This is a genomic window from Clostridium punense (genome assembly GCF_017874425.1).
In the GTDB taxonomy this organism is placed as follows: Bacteria; Bacillota; Clostridia; order Clostridiales; family Clostridiaceae; genus Clostridium_J; species Clostridium_J punense.
The window spans coordinates 104,542-127,363 of sequence record NZ_JAGGLL010000010.1 but is presented as its reverse complement, the minus strand read 5'-3'; the positions used below and the strand labels follow the sequence as shown (position 1 = coordinate 127,363).

The window sequence follows — 22,822 nt, the reverse complement described above, 5'->3', positions numbered from 1 at the left end:
AATCGTCTAGGAGACAAGTATTTTTTTGATAGCAGGCTACGCCTAAGAGCTGGAGGCAAAAGAGAGAGCGTGCCGAGGCACGCCTTTTTTATTTTCAATTTTAGAAACTAAAATGTTTTATTAAGATTTTTAGAATTTTGAAAGGTGGTATCATAGATGTACAATAGCTATGAAGAATTAAATAATTTAAGAAATATAATGGAAGATAGTAATGAGTTTGTAGTTGAAAGAATCAAAAAAGTAAATGGAATGGTGGGAAAAGGCATAAATCCTTATCCATATTCTTTTAATGTCACAACTCATAGCAGATTCATACTAGATAATTTCGACAATATAAATAGTGATGAGGAATTTGTATTAGCAGGTAGAATAATGCTTTTAAGAAAAATGGGAAAGGTAACTTTTTTAAACCTACAAGATCAAAGTGGGCAAATACAAGTATATTTTCATGAAGGTTCATTAGGTAGTGACATTTATGAGATATTAAAGCTTGTAGATGTAGGTGATATTATTGGGGTTTCAGGGACAGTTTTTAGAACCAAAACCGATGAAATTACTATTAAAGCAAAGACAATTACTATATTATCAAAAGCTATTAGACCCTTGCCTGAAAAGTATCATGGTATACAAGATATGGATTTAAGACAAAGACATCGATCACTAGATATGATTATGAATAGTGAAGTGAAAGAAAGGTTTATTAAAAGATCTAAAGCTATGTTTGCTCTTAGACAGTATATGGATAGCTTAGGGTTCATGGAAATGGAAACACCAATTTTAGATACAAAATATGGTGGAGGAGAAGCTAAGCCTTTCATCACTAATGTAAATGCACTAGGCTGTGAGGTTTTTATGAATGTATCACCAGAGCTTTATTTAAAAAGACTTATGGTAGGTGGTATTGAAAGAGTATATACTCTTGGAAGATCCTTTAGGAATGAAGGTATAGATAGAACTCATTATCCAGAGTTTTCACTTTTTGAGTGCTATATGGCCTATGCTGATTATAGAGATATGATGAGGCTTATGGAAAATATTTATGAGCATATATTCGCAAAAGTAAATGGCACTACTACGGCTTGCTATGATGGAATAGAAATTGATTTTAAAGCTCCTTGGAAAAGAGAGAGAATGTGTGACCTTGTAAAAAATGAAATTGAATTTGATGTTGAAAATAAAACAAAAGAAGAAATAATTGAATTTATTACTTCAAAGGAATTACTTAGTCAAGCAATAAATGATGGATTTGTATTAGAAGAAGCTTCAAAAGGTGAGTTAATAATGACACTATTTGAGGAATATTGTGAAGATAAATTAATAGAACCTACCTTTGTAATTGATTTTCCAATTGAATCTTCACCACTATGCAAAGTTCATAGAGAAAATCCAGAGTTAATTGAAAGATTTGAACCCTATGCCTTTGGAGTAGAGCTTGGTAATGCTTATTCAGAGTTAAATGATCCACTAAGACAAAGAATACTTCTTCATGAACAAGCTGAAAAACTTAGAGCAGGACTTGAAACTGCAAGTCCTATGGATGAAGAGTTTGCAGTGGCAATTGACGTAGGGATGCCACCAGCAGGAGGCTTAGGTATCGGGATTGATAGGTTGATAATGTTTTTAACTGGAGCAACTTCAATAAAAGATGTTATTGCATTTCCACTTGTAAAAAGGTAGTTTTGTCATAAAGATATTAGATCTCTATTATGATTACAGTACAATAAGAATTTAATATAAGTTTATACTCTTCATGTAGTATAAACTTATATAAACTCACCATTATCAATTCATCATTATATTGTGCCATTGATTATAGATTGTTTTCAATAGCCACATTTTATGTGTCAATTAAATTGTTATAATCATAGTAGCAATTTTAAAAATTAAAAGTATATAATGGGATTATTGATAGTCATTAATAAGTGTATAAATAATAGAAATGCCAAGGATGATAGAGGAATTAATTCTCTATATATCCTTGGTATTATTAATTTTAAATATTAAGGCATCTTCACAATAAATAAGTGAATGTGCTCGTCTATTTTGTGCTATACTGCGTCAACAAACCCTTTGATATATCCACTATCTGAGAAGTCTGTTTCCCTGTCGGCACAAGCATGCTTGTGAACACAAAATAGCTTTCACATTTTTAACTTGCTATTTACTTTTATATGCCTAAATGTGAATACTGAAAAAATATTTAAATCAATATAAAGAAAGTTAATAGCAGAAAGTAATTAGGTTACAGAGCTTCATAATAATTTTTGATTAGCAACGAGTCATTTTCTAATATTGGACTTTCGCAAATAATACAACCTTTTACATTAAAATTTTTAAAGGCCTCCATACAAGCCTTATAATTAAAATCACTTTCTACAAAGGGAAGATGATTTTTTTCACCTTTAGCGCCATAGTTTATGCCAGACATATGAACATGTAAGTCTTCTAGGGCTTCATTGCCTAAATTTTCACCAACATAAGAAAGGATTTTTGCAAAATCGTCATAGGTTTTTAAGGCCCCATTGTACCTAGCATGCAAGTGGGAAAAGTCTATGCATAGCTTCACATTAGGAACTCTTTTGCAAAGCTCTACTAATTCCTCAAGAGAGCCAAATTGAGTTCCTTTTCCTGTGGTTTCTAATCTATAATCTACCCCTAAATAAGGAAGCTTTCTTAAATTTTCTTCAATGGTACTAAAAGTTTCTTCCTTAGAGTCCTTAAGATAAAACCCTGGGTGAAAAATTAAACTTCTTCCACCAACCTTTGCGAGACCTTCTGCACCCTTTATTATTCTCTCAAGGGATTGATTTTGCTTTTCTTCTTCATCAGCATTTAAGTTTATAAAGTATGAGCCATGAGCAGAAAGATAGAAAGAGTTATCTTCTTTGGCTTTTAAAACTTCATCTTTATTTTTATCAGTTATATTAACAGACCTTACAAAAGGAAGCTCCATAGCTTCTAACCCTAAATTTTTTAAATAAGGTATTCCGGTTTTATAAGTAAACTTAGTATTTTCATTTCCCATAGGGAGCCCAGAAATACCAAATAATAATTTATCCATAGTAAATCACCTCTAAAAAAGTATAACATAACTTAGTGTTGTTAACAAAATAGGTTTATAAGCAAAGTTTTGTGATTTTATTTATGCCCTCGAATTAATGATTTATTTTCCCTTATATGAATTTCATTTTATGCAAGGAAGGATTTTTCGTGTTATTATGGATAGGAAAGTATATAAGTTGCAATATTGCTTCTACATTATAATGTAATTTTAGAAACCTATATTAAAGAGGATGAAAAGTAGAATTATCTTTATTAGGTTTTATATACATAAAAACAAAATAATTTTAGTGCTTAATATATAATAAATAATAAAAGTTACTGTTTGTTTGAAGTTAGTAGATACAATATAAACGCTATTGTTATACATATTTAGGATGAAAGCAAAAATGAGAAGGTGATAAACATGAAGACAATATGGAAGGAAAAACCGTGCTCAATAGAGTTAATAAAAGAATTATGTAGTAAAACTGGAATCAGCCCTATTACCTTAAGAGTTTTATATAACAGGGGTATAGATACAGAAGAAAGAATAAAAAAGTTTTTTAGTGGATCTTTGAAGGATTTATATAACCCATTTTTGATGAAAGATATGGAACTTGGTGTAAATTTAGTGAAGGAAGCTATAGACAAGGGGAAAAAAATTATTATTTACGGGGACTATGACGCGGACGGTGTTACCAGTACTGTAGTTTTATACAAAGCCTTAAGCAGAGTGGGAGCTAAAGTTAATTACTATATACCTGATAGAGAACTAGAAGGTTATGGTATGAACTTAGACAGAATTGAAGAACTATCAAAAGAAGGCTATGACTTAATATTAACCTGTGATAATGGTATTTCAGCTGTAAATGAAGTAAAAAGAATTAAAGAATTAGGAATGAAAATTGTTATAACTGATCATCATGAACTCCCCTTTGTAGAAGAAGATGAAAGTAGAACTGTTGTTATGCCTGAGGCAGATGCTATAATTAACCCTAAAAGACCTGATTGTGAATATCCTTTTAAATTTTTATGTGGTGCTGGAATAGCTTTTAAGTTTGCTTCGGCTTTATTTAAAGCTATGAATATAAAGGAAGAGGAAGCTTTTCAGTTATTAGAGTATGCAGGCATAGGTACTATTTGCGATGTGGTGGATTTAGTAGATGAAAATAGAGTTATTGCAAGAGAAGCTCTAAGGATGCTAACAACCTCAAAAAATAAGGGTGTTCAGGCATTGAAGGAAGTCATAGGTATAAAAGATGCAGTAAGTTGCTACCATGTGGGCTTTAATATTGGACCTTGCATAAATGCCACGGGAAGACTTGAAACTGCTAACTTATCTGTAGATTTGTTACTAAGTGAAGATGAAAAGGAAGCTAAGACTATCGCAGCTAAAATTTTTACCCTTAATAAAGAAAGGCAAGACCTAACAAATAATAGTGTAGAACAGGTATGTAGTATTATTGAAAATTCACCAATTAAGAATAATAAGGTTCTTGTAGTTTATGAAAAAAATATGCATGAAAGTATCGCAGGAATTGTAGCTGGAAGAGTAAGGGAAAGATATAATGTTCCTACGATTATATTAACAGAGGGAAAAGATAGACCTAAGGGCTCAGGAAGATCCATAGAAGGGTATAATATGTTTGAGGAAATACTAAAGTGTAAGGATTTGCTCTATAAATTTGGTGGACACCCAATGGCAGCGGGGCTTTCCTTAGATGAAGATAAAATAGATGCCTTCTCACAAATGCTTAATGATAACTGTACACTATCCTCTGAAGATTTAATTCCAGTGGTATCAGTAGATTCACAGATGGCTCTTCAGTATATAAACTATGAAGTGGTGAGGGAATTTAAGGCTTTAGCACCCTTTGGAAAAGGGAATCCGTCACCTGTATTAATGGCTAAAAAAATTAAAGTTAAGCATATTAAGTTTTTAGGCAACGAGAACCAGCATGTAAAACTACTTTGCTACATACCAAACACCGCTAAAACTATGGAAGCACTTTATTTTAGCAAAGGCGAAGAAGTAAGAGAATTGTTAGAAGAACACATTGGATTTGATTATATGAATCATATAAATGCACCTAGTGATTTATATGTAGATTTATTATTTGAACCAGATATAAATGAGTTTAATGGACAAAGAAATCTTCAGCTTAAAATAAAAGATATTAAAATTTCTAAGTAAATATAGGGAATAAGGCATTTGAAAATAAATAACAAGTCAAAGATGTGAAGGATATTTTTAGTTCACAAGCAAGCTTGTGCGGCAAGGAAACAGGTTCCGCAGATAGTAGCGCTATCTAAGGGTTCTGTTGACGCAGTATAATTAAAAATAGACAAACATACTGACTTATTTATTTTTTGAAAATGCCTAAAGTTGAAAAATCAAAGTACTATGTGGATTTAAGTAGTATTTTGATTTTTTTTATAAAATTATGCAAATATATTGTAGACCTGGGGGAAAATATATGGTATATTATTTATGTTCAAATTATGAACATAAATAATGCTGTGTGAACATATTATTATTATTATAAGTATAAGCTTTTCATTAATTAATCTACATAGGGATAATTAGCTAAAGATACAAAAACAAAATACATAAGGGTTTGTAGAACCTATATGCAGCAAAATATTATTTTAGTTGACGTTAAACTATCTAAAAACTAATAAGAATATAATTCATGCACAAACTAAATAAAACTATTATTAATATGAAAGAGGTTGATTTTATGAATAAAAAGGGGAATGTGGTAGGGCTTTTGTCTGGTGTAACCTGGGCAATTTATACAGTGATTTTATATACTGTATTAAATTTATATGCTAACTCAAAAGGTGATTTACTTAGTGTTAAAGGGATAATACTAATTTTAATCACAACAATATTAATTTCCTTAGCAGATTTATTTTTCAATGTGATATTTGAGTTGTTTGTTGTAAAAAGAAGCAATTTGATGGAAGAGTTTAAAAGTGTATTCTTTTCTAAAAAGGGTTTTGGTATAATACCAGCAGCAATTCTTGCGGGACCTTTAGGACTAATACCTTATGCTATTGCTAGTGCAATTTCAGCACCAGTAGCAGGTGCTTTTTCTGCCTTATACCCTGTTATTGGAGCTATAGCATCCTTCTTAGTATTTAAAGAAAGACTTTCAAAACTAAAAGCTATCGGGGGATTAATTTCAGTTATTGGAGTAATGTTAACTTATCAACTGGAGTCTGTTAGTTTAGTAGTTTATATAATAGCATTAATACCTGCTTTTGGCTGGGGGCTTGAAGCTATATTTGGTTATAGATTAATAAAAGATGATGTTAATCCAATTGTTACAATAACAATAAGACATATTTATTCTATTGCTATATTGGCAATATGTTTAGTATTATTCTTAGGGTTCAGTGGAGAATACACCTATGTCATGGAGTTCTATGGTGGAATTCAATTCTCAGAAGTATTTGCAATTCTTAATAATTCTTTTGTTTGGATTGTATTTGCAATAGGATCCTTCATAGGAGCTACTTCTTATATATTATGGTATGTTTCAATGAAGTATATTAGTGTGGCACCAGCAATGATCTTAAATATTTCTTATGTATTATGGATACCAATAATATTAACTTTACCACCATTCTCGCAGAAAATATCTCCAAACGTTTTACTAGGCTGTGTGGTTGTATTTTTAGGAACTAGTATGGTTATAATTGGTGATAATATAAAACTTAAAAGACAAGAAAGGCTTACTGAAATCTAGAAGGTAGAGAGCATTTTGGTATTTTAGAATAAAGTATATTTATTTCTTTATAACACATAATAAAATGGAAAATATTATTAAGATTATAAAGGAGTGTTAATATGCCATTGTCAAGAAACTCAAAGAGCAACTTAGAAAAATCTTCTCGTGAATTGCAAAATGCTCAAAGTTTTTTTACTGGAGATTATGAATATTTAATCACTGAGAATAATGAAAATGAAAACAGCAACAAAGCTCTTAACCAAGAGCGAAATTTAAGAAATAATATAAAATAAAAGAACTGGCAAGGTAACTTCCTTGCCAGTTTTAATATTTTATAAGTTTCTTTCATAAGATTCTATCATCTTTTTAACCATTTGTCCGCCTATAGAACCTGCTTCTCTAGAAGTTAGGTCTCCATTATAGCCTTCTTTTAAATTAACTCCTACTTCACGAGCTGCTTCCATTTTGAATCTGTTTAATCCTTCTCTAGCCTCTGGAACTAATACTCTATTTCTGCTTGACATAATGAATTCCTCCTTTGTAATAAAGTTTTAATAGAACTTTATTAATATAATTTAGTAACCTCTGTCAAAGTCTTATAATCTTTTAATGATTATAAATTTTTCTCGTAAGCTTCAATCATTCTCTTAACCATTTGTCCGCCTATAGAACCTGCTTCTCTAGAAGTTAGATCTCCATTGTAGCCTTCTTTTAAGTTAACTCCTACTTCTTGTGCAGCTTCCATTTTGAATCTGTTTAATCCTTCTCTAGCCTCTGGAACTAATACTCTGTTTCTTCTTGACATATTAAATTCCTCCTTTTTAGTTAAGATTTTTTGAAGTTTAAAATATATAATTATATTACTTTCTTCTCTATAACATCTTTTAATTATTCATAAAGGAGTAGTAAAGAACTGCTTCTTTAGTGGAATACTTTAAGTAGTTAAGAGAATTATAAGTAATAGAATTACCATAGTAGTACAAAGAACTTAAGTTAGTTTAACTTTTTCTGTGTTGCTCTTTGTAGTATTATTTTGTCCACTAAAGACTTTTATATGTGAGAAAATTTATTCCAGTGTAGGGTAAAAATACTGGTAATATTTTAGCCTTAAACTTATCAATAAAGACTAAAAGAATAAGGTATAAGTAATTCAAAGCCGCATAAACACTATATATTCTTATATTCTTTTATTTATATATTCATATAAATATATAATGAAATCTAGGTGTAGCTTTACTTAAACTAATAATTATAGGGCAGATTTAGTGCTATTTCGAAATGAGTGATAGTGAATATTAGTGAGATTCATTCGTAGAGGAACAATTAAGACTTAATTAGGACTAATTAAGTCTTAATGAAGAAAAGAGACGCACATAAAGTGCATCTCTTTTAAACTTAGCTTTTATAAACCCTAATCTGTAACTTTAACTAACTTATATAGTTTTAACTATATAAGAAATCAAACTATAAATATGATTTATTAAAAGACTTGCATATTAAATTATAGGTTTCTTTCGTAAGCTTCAACCATTCTTTTAACCATTTGTCCGCCTACTGATCCTGCTTCTCTAGAAGTTAGGTCTCCATTGTAACCTTCTTTTAAGTTAACTCCTACTTCTTGTGCAGCTTCCATTTTGAATCTGTTTAATCCTTCTTTAGCTTCAGGAACTAATGCTCTATTATTTCTGTTTGCCATTGTAAACTCCTCCTTCTGTAAGCTGATTTAGTAACAAGATTACTTGTTAAATATAGCTTATCTTTAGAATTAAACTTATTAAGTTTTAGATTATAGATTTCTTTCGTAAGCTTCAACCATTCTTTTAACCATTTGTCCGCCTACTGAACCATTTTCTCTAGCTGTTAGGTCTCCATTATAGCCTTCTTTTAAATTAACTCCTACTTCTTTTGCAGCTTCCATTTTAAATCTGTTTAATCCTTCTTTAGCTTCTGGAACAAGTGCTCTATTATTTCTGTTTGCCATCTTGAATCCCTCCTTTTGATTTGGTACTATTATTGTGACCTATTACTTCAAAATTATTTTATTAAATTTGTGGTATACTTGGAAGGTATTATATCCTTTATCCACACCTTGGAAGGAAATTTTTAAAATTCCATTTCATTTAAAGAATAGTAGAAGTTTTAGTATTGGTATCTGATAAATATATTTTTTAAAATCCTAGACAAAATTAAATTGTTCATTACTTAATAAAATTTTAGTAACTTTAATTTTAGATTCAGTATATACTATAACTGATGGATTTTAACAAGGCATCTTCAAAAAATAAGTAAGTCAGTCTGCTTGTCTATTTTGTGCTATACTGCGTCATCAGAACCCTTTGATAGCTCCACTATCTGCAGAACCTGTTTCCTTGCCAGCACAAGCCTGCTTGTGAACACAAGCTTGCTTGTGAACACAAAATAGCCTTCACATCTTTGACTTGTTATTTATTTTCAGATGCCTAATAATAGGGATATTGTCGTAAAAAGCCAATTACTTTATTTATATAAATAAAGTGAGGTTCAATTCTGAAGGTATACATCATAAATAGTATTCTTATTGTTTTAGGAGGTTTCAAAAGTGAATAAAAAGAAAATTATAATGACTGGTGGAGGAAGTGCTGGGCATGTAACTCCCAATGTTGCGCTTATGCCGGAGTTAAAAAAACTTGGATATGAAATTCAATATATTGGAACGGAAAGTGGCATAGAAAGAGGAATTATTGAGGCTGAAAACATAAAATATCATGTTATCTCCAGTGGGAAATTAAGAAGATATTTTGATATAAAAAATTTTACAGACCCTTTTAAGGTTATTAAAGGGGTATTTGATGCTAAAAGGGTACTTAAGGAAGAAAAGCCCGATATTGTGTTTTCAAAGGGTGGTTTTGTATCAGTGCCAGTGGTTTTGGGAGCTTTTTTAAATAGAATCCCTGTAATTATACATGAGTCAGATATAACCCCTGGACTTGCAAATAAAATTGCACTGCCTTACTCTACAAAGATATGCGTTACCTTTCCTGAGGCCTTGAATCATGTAAATAAAAAGAAAGCAGTTCTTACAGGATCACCAATTAGAAAAGAATTATTTGAAGGCAGTAAGCTTAAAGGTAAAAATCTATGTGGTTTTAAAAATGAAAAACCTATTATTTTTATCATGGGTGGAAGTTTAGGAGCTAGAGCAATAAATGCTGTGGTTAGAGAAGGGCTAAATGAACTATTAAAAAGCTTTAATATAATTCATATATGTGGAAAAGGAAATATAGATGAAGGACTTAAGCATAATGAAGGGTATGCTCAGTTTGAATATGTAAAAGATGAGTTACCACATTTAATGGCTGCAGCTGACTTAGTTATTTCCAGAGCAGGTGCAAACTCAATATTTGAGTTTTTAGCTCTTAAAAAACCAAACTTATTAATTCCTCTTAGTGCAAAAGCTAGCCGAGGCGATCAAATATTAAATGCTGAGTCCTTTGAAAGACAAGGGTTTAGTATGGTTGTAGAAGAGGAAAAGCTGAACACTGCCATGTTTTTAGAAAAAATAAAAGAGCTCTATGCTAATAGAGAAAAATATATTAGCTTTATGGAAAAAAGCGAAACAAAGGATAGTATAAATAAAATAGTCAAATTAATAGAAGAAAATAGAAAACCTAGAGAAAAATAATTTCTCTGGGTTTTTCCTTATGTAATAAATCCTTCTAACTTTTAATTCCTTATAATTTTCTTTCTTATAGGAGTTCATGATTAAATTTTAGCTCCTTCATCCTCATAAACCATGAAGGAAACCAGCGGAGGACTCCTGTGCAAGTTTAATTTTAACTCTCAAACCCTATAACTTAGGATATAAATTCTGTTTAATATTTCTTAATTAAAAAGTAAGGAGTACAAAGATAATCTTAACTCTTTGTAACTATTTTATAAAACTAATAATAAAAAATTCATATTTTGGAAAATAATAATAGGTAATGTAATTAAAAATTAAACATATATATATTCAGCAAGGAGGAAAACTATTGAAAGTTAAATTTTTAGGTGCTGCAGAGTGTGTTACTGGTTCTTGCCATTTATTAACTATTAACAATTATAAAATATTACTAGACTGTGGTTTATATCAAGGGGGAGATGGGAAGGCGAATTCAAATGAGGAGCTAGAATTCAACCCTGAAGAAATAGATGTAGTAATATTATCCCATGCCCATATGGACCATAGTGGAAGAATTCCGCTATTATACAAAAAAGGATATAAGGGAAAGGTTTTATGTACAAAAGGAACAGCAGATTTAAGTAGCATCATGCTAATTGATTGTGCTCATATTCAAGTTAATGATATTGCATGGAAGAATAAAAAGCGTGAAGAAAAGGGGTTGTCTTCCTTAGAACCTTTATATGATGTAAAAGATGCAGAAGAAAGTTTAAAAAGTTTTGTAGGTTATGATTATAATGAAGAAATCCAGGTTTTACCTAATGTAAAATTAATTTTTAGAGATGCAGGACATCTTTTAGGTTCCGCTATATGTGAAATATTAGTCAAGGATGGAAATGAAAGTGAAAATAAATTGGTTTACAGTGGGGATATTGGTAATATTAACCTACCCATATTAAAAGATCCTACTCTTATTTCTCAGGGGGATTTTATTATTATGGAATGTACCTACGGAAATAAAGAACACAAAAATGTGGAAGAAAATTTACAAGAGCTCATTGAAATAACTAAGAAAACCTTTGAAGTTGGTGGAAATGTAATAATACCATCTTTTTCAGTAGGAAGAACTCAAGAAATAATTTATGCTCTTAATAAGTATGTTGAAGCTGAACAGTTAAAGGATTGTAAGGTCTATGTGGATAGTCCTCTAGCCAGTGAAAGCACTAAAGTATTTGAGAAATACCAAAGTTATTTTGATAAAGAGGCAAAAGAATTTATAAAGTTAGGAGATGATCCACTAGATTTTAAGGGGCTATTTTTTACGCAAAGTACTGAAGAATCCATAGCTTTAAAAGATATAAAAGAAAAAATTGTTATTATTGCAGCCAGTGGTATGTGTGAAGGTGGAAGAATTGTACATCATCTAAAAAATAATTTAGGCAGAGAAGAATGTTCAGTGGTATTTGTAGGTTACCAAGCAGAAGGAACTTTAGGGGATAAAATTTTAAAAGGAAATAATAAAGTAAAAATCTTTGGAGAAGAAATTGAAGTTAAAGCACAAATCTATAATTTAGAAGGACTATCTGGTCATGGGGATAAAAAGGTATTGTATAACTGGTTAAAAGGTTTTAAAAACAAGCCAAGTACAGTGTTTCTGGTACATGGTGAAGGTGAAAATATAAAATCCTTCAATAGAGAAATAACTTCAAAGGGTTACAAATCAATAATTCCAAGTAGAAATGAAGAGTTTTACTTGGGGAAATAATTAAAAACTTCACAATGTAAGCTGTTGCAAAATGTAATTTAATACTTGAAATTTAATTTATATGAGTTATAATTTTATTGTAATGCCATGTTAATCTTTGGTAATGAACAAGGCCGAAGTTTAAGTGGTGTATATTGCAATTATGAGTAATATTCTAAAAGTTGTTACTGTTTTAACAATTGCAATGAATCATACAAGTTAGTAAATGTTTTATAGAAAGAGGGTTGCTTGTAATGAGAAAAATGAAAACAATGGATGGAAATACCGCGGCGGCACACGTAGCCTATGCTTATACGGATGTAGCGGCTATATATCCAATCACTCCATCTTCACCAATGGCTGAACACTGTGATGAGTGGGCAGCACAAGGAAGAAAGAATATTTTTGGACAAACTGTTAGAATGATGGAAATGCAATCAGAGGCAGGAGCAGCAGGTGCAGTTCACGGTTCCCTTCAAGCTGGTGCATTAACTACTACATTCACAGCTTCACAAGGTTTATTATTAATGATACCAAATATGTATAAAATGGCTGGAGAATTACTTCCAGGGGTTTTACATGTAAGTGCTAGAGCACTAGCTGCTCAAGCATTATCAATATTCGGTGATCATCAAGACGTAATGGCAGCTAGACAAACTGGATTTGCTCTTTTAGCAAACAATAGTGTTCAAGAGGTTATGGACTTAGCTCCAGTAGCACACCTTGCTGCAATTGAAGGAAGAATTCCTTTCTTAAACTTCTTTGATGGTTTTAGAACTTCCCATGAAACTCAAAAAATAGAAGCTTGGGATTATGAAACTTTAGAAAAGTTTTTAAATAAAGAAGCAGTTGAAAGATTTAGAAACAACGCATTAAGTCCTGAACACCCAGTAACTAGAGGAACAGCACAAAATCCAGACATATACTTCCAAGCTAGAGAAGCTTCAAATCCATTCTACAATGCTATTCCGGAAGTAGTAGAAAAGTACATGGACATGATAAATAAAGAGATAGGTACTGACTATCACCTATTTAACTACTATGGTGCTCCAGATGCTGATAGAGTAATCGTTGCAATGGGATCAGTTTGTGATGTAGTAGAAGAAACTATAGATTATTTAATGGCTAATGGAGAAAAAGTAGGATTATTAAAAGTTCGTCTATATAGACCATTCTCTCTTGCTCATTTCTTTAAACACATGCCTTCAACAGTTAAAAAAGTTGCTGTGCTTGATAGAACAAAAGAACCAGGTTCAGCTGGAGAACCATTATATCAAGATATAAGAAATGCTTATTATGATAGAGATGAAAGACCAGTAATCATTGGTGGAAGATATGGACTTGGATCAAAAGATACAACTCCATCACAAATAGTTGCTGTATTTGATCACTTAAAAGAGGAAGCACTTAAGAATGGATTTACAATTGGTATAGAAGATGATGTAACAAATACATCATTACCAATAACTAGAACAATCCAAACTACTGCAGAAGGAACTATTGAGTGTAAATTCTGGGGATTAGGATCAGATGGTACAGTAGGAGCTAATAAGAGTGCTATTAAAATTATCGGAGACCATACAAACATGTATGCTCAAGCATACTTCTCTTATGACTCTAAAAAATCAGGTGGTATAACAGTTTCTCACTTAAGATTCGGTAAATCACCAATAAAATCACCATACCTAATTAACCATGCAAACTATGTTGGTTGCCACAACCAATCATATGTTTACAATTATGATGTATTAGCAGGAATAAAAGACAATGGAACTTTCCTTCTAAACTGTATGTGGGATGCTGAAGGATTAGAAAAACACTTGCCAGCACAAATGAAGAGATATATTGCTAACCACAATATTAACTTCTACACTATAGATGCTGTTAAGATTGCTAATGAAGTTGGACTAGGTGGAAGAATCAACATGGTATGCCAAGCTGCATTCTTTAAACTAGCTAATATCATTCCAATAGAAGACGCTGTTAAGTACTTAAAAGATGCTGTTGTAGCTTCTTACGGTAAAAAAGGTGAAAAAGTTGTTGCAATGAACAATGCAGCAATAGATGCTGGTATCAATGCAGTTGTTAAAGTTGAAGTTCCAGAAAGTTGGAAAACTGCTGAAGATGATAACCTAGCAGTTAAAAAAGAAAAACCAGACTTCATTAAGAATATTGTTGAAGTTATGAATAGACAAGAAGGGGATAGCCTTCCAGTAAGTGCTTTCCTAGGAATAGAAGATGGTACTTTTGAACATGGAACTTCTGCTTTTGAAAAGAGAGAGATTGCTGTTAATGTTCCTGAGTGGCAGCCAGAAAACTGTATCCAATGTAACCAATGTTCTTATGTATGTCCACATGCAGTAATAAGACCATTCATTGGAACAGAAGAAGATTACAAAAATGCACCAGAAGGCTTAGTACATCAAGCAGCTAAAGGTGGAAAAGCTATGGAAGGCTTAAGATTCCATATTGGAGTATCAGTTCAAGACTGTACTGGATGTGGAAACTGTGCTCAAGTATGTCCAGCTAAGCAAAAAGCTTTAGTTATGAAGCCATTAGATTCTCAAAGAAATCAAATACCAAACTGGGAGTTTAGCTTAACTTTACCAAAGAGAGAAAACCCAATGAACGTTTCTTCTGTAAAAGGAAGCCAATTTGAAACTCCACTTTTAGAGTTCTCAGGTGCTTGTGCAGGTTGCGGAGAAACTCCTTATGTAAAACTTATAACTCAATTATTTGGAGATAGAATGATGATTGCCAACGCAACTGGTTGTTCATCAATTTGGGGAGCAAGTGCTCCAGCAACTCCATATACTAAGAATGAGTGTGGTAAAGGTCCAGCTTGGGCTAACTCACTATTCGAAGATAATGCTGAGTTTGGACTTGGAATGTATCTTGGAGTATCTCAATTAAGAGATAAGCTTAAAGATTTAGTTGAACAAGTTATAAATGAGGGAGTAAATGAAGAATTAAAAGCTGCATTTACAAACTGGTTAGAAAATAAAGATGATGCAGAAGGTTCTAAGGCTGCTACTAAGGCAGTATTACCACTACTTGAAGAAGTTAAAAATACTTCAGCTACTCTTGCTGAAATTTATAAAAACAAAGATTACTTCGTTAAGAGATCTCAGTGGATCTTTGGTGGAGATGGTTGGGCTTATGACATCGGATACGGTGGACTTGACCACGTTTTAGCTAGTGGAGAAGATATAAATGTATTAGTAATGGATACAGAAGTTTACTCAAACACTGGTGGACAGTCATCTAAAGCTACTCCAACTGCTGCAATAGCTAAATTTGCTGCTGCTGGAAAGCAAACTAAGAAAAAAGATCTTGGAATGATGGCTATGAGTTATGGATATGTTTATGTAGCTCAAATTTCTATGGGAGCTGACCAAAACCAAACTCTTAAAGCTATAAGAGAAGCAGAGGCTTATAAAGGACCATCACTAATCATTGCTTATGCTCCATGTATCAACCATGGAATCAAGAATGGTATGGGATGTACTCAATTAGAAGCTAAGAGAGCAGTAGAATGTGGATATTGGGGAATGTACAGATTCAATCCAGAGCTTAAAGAGCAAGGAAAGAATCCATTCACACTAGACTCTAAAGCTCCAACTGCATCCTTCAGAGATTATCTATTAGGAGAAGTTAGATATGCTTCTCTTGCAAAAATGTTCCCTGAAGCTGCTGAAGCATTATTTGCTAAAACAGAAAAAGATGCAATGGACAGATTAGAATCTTATAGAAGACTTGCAGCTCAATAATTTAATATTAAGAGGTAGCGAATAAGCTACCTCTTTACTTTTGTTATTAATTCCTAGTAAGGGTTTAAATATAAGGTATAGAGAAACACTTTTGGAATTTATAATTATATGAATAGGCTCATAATTTATGTTATGTAGCTTAATTTATTTATTTTAAAAATTTAATTAAATTAAATTTTTAAAACATAAATAATATGATTGTTATTGAGGAATTATAATAAATATGAAGAAAAAATGGTGAATTTTTCTGCGAATATATAAAAATTACCAAAATATAATATAAAAGTACTTTTAATATTTGCAAATAAAGGGTACAATTAAGACATACTACTTAAGGAGGTAATTGATATGGAAGAAAACAAGAACGGTTGCTGCTGTGGTGAAAATCATGAGCATGAACATGAACATCATCATGGAGAGGGAGATTGTGGCTGTGGATGTCATGATCATGAACATGAAGCATTAATAGTTGATTTAGAGGATGAAAATGGCAATACTATTCAATGCGAAATAGTTGATGGATTCCTTTTTGAAGAAAATGAATATGCTTTAGTGCAAAATCCAGATGATGGTTCTATATATTTATTCAAAGTTGTTGGTGATGAGGAAGTTGGAGAGCTTGTAGTTCCAGAAGATGAAGAGTATGAAGCTGCAAGAGCATATTATGAACAATTAATTGAAAGTGAAGCAGAAGGTAATTAATCACCCGAAATTTGTTCAAAGGAGAGTCGTTGGATTTCAGCGACTCTTTTCTATGATTAACTAACGCTTCAGTTAGTTGCTAACTTAAAAGTTAGTAACTAACTGAAGCGTTAGTTAGGCAGATGATAACAAGTATAAAAGTTGAATATTTTTAGGAGTGATATTTAATCTGCGCTAGCTAGAATTTAAGATTCTTACAAAGATAATTGGTGAAAAAGCTTATTCATTACTAAAAGGTGGTACTTATTTATGGAAAGATTAGCGATTTTTGATATTGATTTTACCTTAACAAAAAAGGAAACCTCTATTGAACTGTATAAGTATATGTTAAAGAAAAATCCAAGTCTGGTTAAACATCTTCCAAGGCACCTAGTCACCTTACTTCTTTATGGAATAAAGTTTTATGATGAAAAAAAAAGTAAGGAAGCATTTTTGAGGTTTCTAGATGGAGTAGAAGAAAAACAGCTTCAAAAAATTGTAAAGGATTTTTACAGAGAAAAGTTAAGCACTATACTTTATGAAGATGCCATTAATATGATTAAAAAACTAAAGAGTGAAGGATATAAAGTTTATCTAATCTCTGCTTCGGGAGAGTTTTACTTAAGTGAGCTTTATAATATTAAGGAAGTAGATAAAATTATTGGGACTCGATTTAAGATGGAAAATGGAGTATTTAAATCTCTTATAAATGGAGCCAATTGTAAAGGTGAGGAGAAAATTAAAAGGCTAATGGAGGAACTGAAAAAAGATAACATAGAAGTAGATTTTAAAAATTCTCTTATGTTTTCTGATTCCTTAGCAGACTTGCCACTTTTAAACCTAGTGGGAAAAGGTTATTTAATTAATTATAAGGGAAAACATGAATTAGAAATTTTGCGTTGGAAATAAAAATAACAAGGGTTACACATTAATAATTAAGTGCTCTATAAATAGGAAAAAGAGTAGATTAACATTATGATAAAAATTTAATAAATAGATTTTAAATAGGGCGATACCTCTATGCCATAAAAAAGGAAGTGTTACTATGGGTGAATGTATAAATAAGTTTTTTATTTATAATGGAGAAGTTAAGGAGTCCAAGGAATTTGATGTCTTTTATCCTAAATCTAAAAAGTTATTGTATGAAGTTATTAGGGTTATAGATAAGACGCCTCTATTTTTAAAAGAGCATTTTGAGAGATTAGATAATTCTATAGCTTTAGCAAATTTAACTGTGAACTTTTCAGAAAAGCATATGAGAGAGAGTATTTTAAAACTAATTCAAGAGAATTCCGTAGAAGATGGAAATGTGAAGCTAATTTTAGATGAGGAAAATATTTTAGTTTATAGCGTAAAACATAGCTACCCAACAAAGGAAATGTATGATAATGGGGTAAAAACTTTGTTCTACTTTGGGGAAAGAGAAAACCCAAATGCTAAAATCGTTAATAAAACCTTTAGAGAAGAAATAGATAAAATTTTAACGAAAACTCATAGTTATGAAGCTATTCTTGTAAATAAAGAAGGTTATATAACAGAGGGGAGTAGAAGCAACATATTTATGGTAAAGGGAAGTAAAGTGTATACAGCGCCTTTAGAAACTGTACTACCAGGTGTCACTAGAAAACTTATAATAAAGGTTTGTGAAGTTGCTGGTCTAGAAGTTTTGGAAGAAAGTATTCATCATAAGGAAATAAATAACCTTGATGCTTTGTTTATTTCTGGAACATCTCCAAAGGTATTACCTATAAGCGAGTTAGAGGGTGTAAAGTATAAGTCTGTTCAAAATGAAGTTGTTAAAAAAATAATTCGTAAATTTGACGAATTAATCATAAAAAATTTAGGGGGATTTAATGAGTTTCTATAAAAAAAACATAAAGTAAGGACGAATTTTGACGATAATTAAATATATAAGTACAAATATGAGAGTTTACTACGTTTGAATTATAACTTTTGTAATTAAGGGTTAATATTAAATTACGTAAATTGTATTTTTATGGTCTGATAATTCGTTTTAACTTTATGATTCTAAATAATATATTTAATGGGAGGAATCATGGGTGATGGAATACAATTTTCAAGGTAGAAATTTAGAGGACTGTTTAGAGCAAGCTAGCAATGCACTTAGCATACCTAAAGGGGAACTGATATACAAAGTTATTAGTGATAAAAAGGGTATTTTCAAAAAAAAAATTTGTATTATTGTGAATGTTGAGTCACAAGAGGACGGAGATACATACTATAGTAGTGAAGAAATTTCGGGAAAAACGCATGGTGAAGTTCAAGAAGGTAAGTATACAGATGTGTTAGAGGGTGGAACTGGAACAGCTGTTATTAAAGAGGGGAAACTTATAATAAATGATCCAGCAATTTCAGGGGAAGAAGTGACTATCTCTAAGGGGAAAGGGGTTAGCTTAAAAGTCGATGGAAAAGATGTTGTAGGAAAAGTTTCCGTAACTAGCAAAAGTCAAATTGATATAGAATTTGAAAGCAATGAAGCAAAACGTGAGATGAATATATCAATATCTGAAGATAAAATGGAATGTTATATTTCTATAAAATATACTCCGGAAATAATTTATGGACTTCAAGATGTTAAAGAAAGTAGAAGTGTAGTGCTAAATTCAGTGGTGATTGAAGAAAAATATCCTGCTTTGTATACTGATAAGGATATTATGACTGCGCTAAAAAGCAAAGGTATTAATTATGGATATTGTTTGGATAATATAAAAAAATGTAGCAACTCAAAGGATGTAAATAATGTGTTAGTTGCACAAGCTAAACCCTCAATACCCGCAGAAGATGATATTGTTGAAATTTGTTTTAAGCAACATGCTACCAATGAGTTTGACTTAGACGATTCCGGAAATGTAGATTTTAAATCTATTGGAAATATAGCAAGTATAAAAAAAGGCGATTGTTTGTGCAAAAGGATTGTCGGACACGATGGTGTTTCTGGCATGAATGTTTTTGGACAAGTTATTCCTGGTAAAAAAAGAAAAGTCAAAGATATAATAGCTAAAGAGGGATGCGAACTAGTTGATAGCAATATCATCGTTGCTACTATGGATGGTAAGCCACAAGTTAAGGGAAACATCTTTTCAGTACACAATGTTCATAAAATTATGAGTGATGTAGATATAAAAACGGGAAATATTCATTTTATTGGAGATGTTATAATCTTTGGTGATGTTAAAGAAGGTATGAGTGTTGAGTCGGGTAATTCTCTTTTTATAAACTCAAATGTGTTTAGAGCTATTTTGAAGGCTGGAAGTGATGTTAATATTAAGGGGAATGTAATTTCATCTTCAATTGTAGCTGGAAGTGGATTCGTTGAAGTATTAAAGTACAATGAGTCATTGAAAGTTTTAGCTAATACTTTGCATGAATTTAACAAAGTTATAGAGCAGGTGAAAAACAGTAAATTTGCCACACAAAATATATCAGATGCAGCTTTAATGAAAAATATAATAGATAGCAAATTTCGAACATTTAAGAGTGATGTTAACAACACCTTAAAGTATATGTATATTTTAAAGGACACGCAAAATAAAGTTTTTAGAATGATAAGTGAAAAATTATCAGATGCATATTTCTCAAAGATAAATGATTATAAAGAAATAAAATACATCGAAGAATTAATTAGTGAAAAAATAGTAACTATGAGTGGTTATGGTGAGGTTTTGTCAAACATAACTCTCAATTATGTACAAGATTCAAATGTTGAATGTTCAGGTGATATAATAATTACTGGTAAAGGTGTATATAAGTCCTATATAACAGCTATGAATGAACTTATATTTACTGGTAATGAAAATAGTACTGCAAAAGGTGGGGTTCTAAGGGCAAAAGGGAAAATTGAGGCTAAGACGGTAGGTGCGCCTACTGGTGTGGGAACGGTACTGGCGGTTTCAAAAGAAGGACATATATATTGCAGTGTAGCTCATCTGAATACTAAAATTATAATTGGAGAAAAAGAAACGATATTAGATGAATCTTATAGACAGGTGCATGCGTACTTAAATAAGGATTCAGAACTAGTAGTTGATAAATTTAAATTGTAGGGGGGAACATGACATGGCTAAAGAATTAAAGTTACTTGTATTTAATATAGGTGAACAATTTTTTGCAGGAGATATTATGGAAATTGAAAGAATTCTGCCTTATGAAACACCAACAAAACTTCCTGATTCACCTGAGTTTTTAGAGGGAGTTATTAACTATGAGGGTAACATACTGCCAATAATTAGCTTGGTGAGAAGATTTAATGTACAAGCTACTTCTAATAGTGATAAAAAAAGACATAGTATTATTGTAACTAGATACAATGACAAGGCTGTTGGTATAATTGTAGATGCAGTAAATGAAGTTAAGTCTATAGTGGAAGAAATGATTGAAGATGCACCGGAAATCTCCTCAAGTATTTCTAAGAGATATATAAAAGGACTGGTGAAAGCGGAAGATAAGATAATTATATTATTACAATTAAGCAATGTGTTGTCAGACGAAGAAAAAGAAAGTATATAAAAACTTGGTGAAGATATGGATTACAAGGAAATAAAAGTAGGAATTGCAGATTTAAAATTAGCTAGAGTTCCAGATCGATTAATAACTATAGGATTAGGTTCTTGTGTAGGAATAGCATTGCTCGATAAGACATCGGGAATTGGTGGTTTGGCTCATATTATGTTACCTGATAGTACAAAGTTTTCAAAAGTGAATAATGATATAAAGTTTGCAGACTTAGCTATACCTATCCTCGTAAATAAGATGAAAGAAATGGGGGCCAACGCAAGAAATTTAAGAGCTAAAATTGCTGGTGGCGCTTCCATGTTTAATTTCTCAGATAGTAAAATAAATATGGATATCGGAGAAAGGAATAGCAATGCTGTTAAAGAAATTTTAAGAATTTTTAGTATACCCATAGATAGTGAAGATGTTGGAGGAACTAAAGGTAGAACAATTACTTTTGATACAGTAACAGGTGAACTTTATGTCAGAACCGTAGGTGAGGGAACAAAAACGATATAATTTACACTAAACGGGGTGATTATATGATAAATAAAATTACTGTAATGGTTGCAGATGACTCAGCACTGATGAGAAGAATGGTTTCAGATATGGTGAACATGGAAAGTGATATGGAAGTTGTTGATATTGCAAGAGATGGTGAGGATTTATTAAATAAATTAAGAAATAGAGTTCCTGATATAGTAACCCTTGATGTAGAAATGCCGAGACTTAATGGTATTGAGGCGCTAAAAAAGATTATTGAAGCTAAAATTCCTGTAAAAGTAATTATGCTTAGTAGTTTAACAAAAGACGGGGCTGAGATTACGATTGAATGTCTCCAAGCTGGAGCTGTAGATTTTGTTCAAAAACCAGGCGGTTCTATTTCCTTAGATATAAATAAGGTAAGAGAAGAATTAATTAGTAAAATAAGAATGGCTAAAGGAATAAAAAGAACTATTACTGGAACGATTTATCCTTCCAAGACTAGCGATAGTACTAATCAGATGAGAAAAATTGAAGAAAAAAACGGTACAACTTCGCAAGTACATCATGAAACTAAGAGGGAAGGTTATAGTAAATTAGATAATAGCTTAACTAAAAAAAGTGCCTTCATAAGAAGAGTTGAAAAAGTAGAAGCTATAGTAATTGGAGCTTCTACTGGTGGACCTAAAGCACTTTATGAAGTTATTACAAAACTTCCAGAAAATCTTGGTGTACCAGTTTTTGTGGTTCAACATATGCCTGTTGGTTTTACAAAGGCATTTGCGGAAAGGCTTGATAAATTTAGTAAATTAAAAGTTGTTGAAGCAACGCATGGTTTGAAGATTGAAAAAAATGTAATATATGTGGCCCCAGGTGGCAGCCATATGGAGGTGTCAAGCGATAAAACCATAAGACTTACTCAGGAGCCAGCAATATGGGGGGTAAGACCTGCGGTTGATAAGCTTTTTATCTCTGCGGCAAAAGTATTTAATGGTAAACTTCTGGGGGTAGTTCTTACAGGAATGGGGAAAGATGGTTCAAATGGAGTAGTTGAAATTAAAAATCGGGGAGGGTACAATATATCTGAAGATGAATCAACTTGTACAATTTATGGAATGCCTAAGGCGGCCTATGAAACTCATATGGTTGATGAGGTTGTACCGTTATATAATATTACAGATAGAATTGTAAACGTAGTTGGAGGAAGGTAAAG

General features: G+C 31.6%; 19 protein-coding genes. 14 read left to right on the top strand and 5 right to left on the bottom strand.

All coding sequences use genetic code 11. The annotated features are described in order from the left end of the window. Nucleotides 1-156 precede the first annotated feature (156 nt). Nucleotides 157-1,677, top strand: coding sequence for a lysine--tRNA ligase (gene lysS, locus J2Z44_RS08190; RefSeq protein WP_021282940.1), 1,521 nt, complete (start codon nucleotides 157-159; stop codon nucleotides 1,675-1,677). Nucleotides 1,678-2,242: 565 nt separating this feature from the next. Here lysS and J2Z44_RS08185 read toward each other — a convergent pair. Then, nucleotides 2,243-3,061 carry a TIM barrel protein gene (locus tag J2Z44_RS08185; protein ID WP_021282941.1) on the bottom strand — a complete coding sequence of 273 codons (819 nt, stop codon included), beginning with the start codon at nucleotides 3,059-3,061 and terminating at the stop codon, nucleotides 2,243-2,245. Between the two features lie 405 nt (nucleotides 3,062-3,466). Between J2Z44_RS08185 and recJ the strand changes: the two genes are divergently transcribed. The 3 genes from recJ to J2Z44_RS08170 all read left to right on the top strand — a co-directional run bounded on the left by recJ (nucleotide 3,467) and on the right by J2Z44_RS08170 (nucleotide 7,072). Then, a complete protein-coding gene (gene recJ, locus J2Z44_RS08180; RefSeq protein WP_021282942.1) occupies nucleotides 3,467-5,236 on the top strand; it encodes a single-stranded-DNA-specific exonuclease RecJ in 1,770 nt (589 codons plus the stop codon). A gap of 547 nt (nucleotides 5,237-5,783) precedes the next feature. Continuing rightward, nucleotides 5,784-6,797, top strand: a complete 1,014-nt coding sequence (locus tag J2Z44_RS08175; RefSeq protein WP_021282943.1) for a hypothetical protein — start codon at nucleotides 5,784-5,786, stop codon at nucleotides 6,795-6,797. 101 nt (nucleotides 6,798-6,898) lie between these two features. Beyond that, a complete protein-coding gene (locus J2Z44_RS08170) occupies nucleotides 6,899-7,072 on the top strand; it encodes a hypothetical protein (RefSeq protein ID WP_021282944.1) in 174 nt (57 codons plus the stop codon). 39 nt (nucleotides 7,073-7,111) lie between these two features. Here J2Z44_RS08170 and J2Z44_RS08165 read toward each other — a convergent pair whose 3' ends face one another. From J2Z44_RS08165 to J2Z44_RS08150, 4 genes are all read right to left on the bottom strand, one after another. After that, nucleotides 7,112-7,303 carry an alpha/beta-type small acid-soluble spore protein gene (locus tag J2Z44_RS08165; RefSeq protein WP_021282945.1) on the bottom strand — a complete coding sequence of 64 codons (192 nt, stop codon included), beginning with the start codon at nucleotides 7,301-7,303 and terminating at the stop codon, nucleotides 7,112-7,114. Between the two features lie 89 nt (nucleotides 7,304-7,392). Beyond that, nucleotides 7,393-7,584, bottom strand: a complete 192-nt coding sequence (locus J2Z44_RS08160) for an alpha/beta-type small acid-soluble spore protein (RefSeq protein WP_021282946.1) — start codon at nucleotides 7,582-7,584, stop codon at nucleotides 7,393-7,395. Nucleotides 7,585-8,280: 696 nt separating this feature from the next. Beyond that, nucleotides 8,281-8,475 carry an alpha/beta-type small acid-soluble spore protein gene (locus J2Z44_RS08155; protein WP_021282947.1) on the bottom strand — a complete coding sequence of 65 codons (195 nt, stop codon included), beginning with the start codon at nucleotides 8,473-8,475 and terminating at the stop codon, nucleotides 8,281-8,283. Nucleotides 8,476-8,565: 90 nt separating this feature from the next. Continuing rightward, complete coding sequence (locus J2Z44_RS08150) at nucleotides 8,566-8,760, bottom strand: alpha/beta-type small acid-soluble spore protein (protein WP_021282948.1); 195 nt, start codon at nucleotides 8,758-8,760, stop codon at nucleotides 8,566-8,568. Between the two features lie 597 nt (nucleotides 8,761-9,357). Between J2Z44_RS08150 and J2Z44_RS08145 the strand changes: the two genes are divergently transcribed. From J2Z44_RS08145 to J2Z44_RS08100, 10 genes are all read left to right on the top strand, one after another. Next, on the top strand, nucleotides 9,358-10,440 hold the full coding sequence (locus J2Z44_RS08145; protein ID WP_021282949.1) for an undecaprenyldiphospho-muramoylpentapeptide beta-N-acetylglucosaminyltransferase: 1,083 nt from the start codon (nucleotides 9,358-9,360) through the stop codon (nucleotides 10,438-10,440). Between the two features lie 349 nt (nucleotides 10,441-10,789). After that, on the top strand, nucleotides 10,790-12,184 hold the full coding sequence (locus J2Z44_RS08140; protein ID WP_021282950.1) for an MBL fold metallo-hydrolase RNA specificity domain-containing protein: 1,395 nt from the start codon (nucleotides 10,790-10,792) through the stop codon (nucleotides 12,182-12,184). Nucleotides 12,185-12,417: 233 nt separating this feature from the next. After that, nucleotides 12,418-15,933, top strand: a complete 3,516-nt coding sequence (gene nifJ, locus J2Z44_RS08135; protein WP_021282951.1) for a pyruvate:ferredoxin (flavodoxin) oxidoreductase — start codon at nucleotides 12,418-12,420, stop codon at nucleotides 15,931-15,933. 348 nt (nucleotides 15,934-16,281) lie between these two features. After that, nucleotides 16,282-16,635, top strand: a complete 354-nt coding sequence (locus tag J2Z44_RS08130; protein ID WP_021282952.1) for a DUF1292 domain-containing protein — start codon at nucleotides 16,282-16,284, stop codon at nucleotides 16,633-16,635. 249 nt (nucleotides 16,636-16,884) lie between these two features. Beyond that, the gene (locus J2Z44_RS08125) at nucleotides 16,885-17,523 is read left to right on the top strand and encodes an HAD-IB family hydrolase (RefSeq protein WP_021282953.1); all 639 of its coding nucleotides are present in this window, start codon (nucleotides 16,885-16,887) and stop codon (nucleotides 17,521-17,523) included. 136 nt (nucleotides 17,524-17,659) lie between these two features. After that, nucleotides 17,660-18,481, top strand: a complete 822-nt coding sequence (locus J2Z44_RS08120; protein ID WP_021282954.1) for an aminotransferase class IV — start codon at nucleotides 17,660-17,662, stop codon at nucleotides 18,479-18,481. 196 nt (nucleotides 18,482-18,677) lie between these two features. Beyond that, complete coding sequence (locus J2Z44_RS08115) at nucleotides 18,678-20,678, top strand: flagellar assembly protein A (protein WP_242833402.1); 2,001 nt, start codon at nucleotides 18,678-18,680, stop codon at nucleotides 20,676-20,678. 13 nt (nucleotides 20,679-20,691) lie between these two features. Next, nucleotides 20,692-21,141, top strand: coding sequence for a chemotaxis protein CheW (locus J2Z44_RS08110; RefSeq protein WP_021282956.1), 450 nt, complete (start codon nucleotides 20,692-20,694; stop codon nucleotides 21,139-21,141). A gap of 15 nt (nucleotides 21,142-21,156) precedes the next feature. Continuing rightward, the gene (locus tag J2Z44_RS08105; RefSeq protein ID WP_021282957.1) at nucleotides 21,157-21,645 is read left to right on the top strand and encodes a hypothetical protein; all 489 of its coding nucleotides are present in this window, start codon (nucleotides 21,157-21,159) and stop codon (nucleotides 21,643-21,645) included. Between the two features lie 26 nt (nucleotides 21,646-21,671). Then, nucleotides 21,672-22,820: a protein-glutamate methylesterase/protein-glutamine glutaminase gene (locus tag J2Z44_RS08100; RefSeq protein ID WP_031271302.1), complete on the top strand. Its 1,149-nt coding sequence runs from the start codon at nucleotides 21,672-21,674 to the stop codon at nucleotides 22,818-22,820. Nucleotides 22,821-22,822 lie beyond the last annotated feature (2 nt).

Excerpts from the sequence above, each read along its gene's own strand:
- J2Z44_RS08155 (WP_021282947.1), bottom strand. The coding sequence starts at position 8,475 with ATGGCAAACAGAAATAATAGAGCATTAGTTCCTGAAGCTAAAGAAGGA.
- J2Z44_RS08150 (WP_021282948.1), bottom strand. The coding sequence starts at position 8,760 with ATGGCAAACAGAAATAATAGAGCACTTGTTCCAGAAGCTAAAGAAGGA.
- J2Z44_RS08110 (WP_021282956.1), top strand. The coding sequence starts at position 20,692 with ATGGCTAAAGAATTAAAGTTACTTGTATTTAATATAGGTGAACAATTT.
- J2Z44_RS08130 (WP_021282952.1), top strand. The coding sequence starts at position 16,282 with ATGGAAGAAAACAAGAACGGTTGCTGCTGTGGTGAAAATCATGAGCAT.
- J2Z44_RS08170 (WP_021282944.1), top strand. The coding sequence starts at position 6,899 with ATGCCATTGTCAAGAAACTCAAAGAGCAACTTAGAAAAATCTTCTCGT.
- J2Z44_RS08120 (WP_021282954.1), top strand. The coding sequence starts at position 17,660 with ATGGGTGAATGTATAAATAAGTTTTTTATTTATAATGGAGAAGTTAAG.
- J2Z44_RS08125 (WP_021282953.1), top strand. The coding sequence starts at position 16,885 with ATGGAAAGATTAGCGATTTTTGATATTGATTTTACCTTAACAAAAAAG.
- J2Z44_RS08185 (WP_021282941.1), bottom strand. The coding sequence starts at position 3,061 with ATGGATAAATTATTATTTGGTATTTCTGGGCTCCCTATGGGAAATGAA.
- nifJ (WP_021282951.1), top strand. The coding sequence starts at position 12,418 with ATGAGAAAAATGAAAACAATGGATGGAAATACCGCGGCGGCACACGTA.
- J2Z44_RS08105 (WP_021282957.1), top strand. The coding sequence starts at position 21,157 with ATGGATTACAAGGAAATAAAAGTAGGAATTGCAGATTTAAAATTAGCT.
- lysS (WP_021282940.1), top strand. The coding sequence starts at position 157 with ATGTACAATAGCTATGAAGAATTAAATAATTTAAGAAATATAATGGAA.
- J2Z44_RS08165 (WP_021282945.1), bottom strand. The coding sequence starts at position 7,303 with ATGTCAAGCAGAAATAGAGTATTAGTTCCAGAGGCTAGAGAAGGATTA.
- J2Z44_RS08160 (WP_021282946.1), bottom strand. The coding sequence starts at position 7,584 with ATGTCAAGAAGAAACAGAGTATTAGTTCCAGAGGCTAGAGAAGGATTA.
- J2Z44_RS08175 (WP_021282943.1), top strand. The coding sequence starts at position 5,784 with ATGAATAAAAAGGGGAATGTGGTAGGGCTTTTGTCTGGTGTAACCTGG.
- J2Z44_RS08115 (WP_242833402.1), top strand. The coding sequence starts at position 18,678 with ATGGAATACAATTTTCAAGGTAGAAATTTAGAGGACTGTTTAGAGCAA.
- recJ (WP_021282942.1), top strand. The coding sequence starts at position 3,467 with ATGAAGACAATATGGAAGGAAAAACCGTGCTCAATAGAGTTAATAAAA.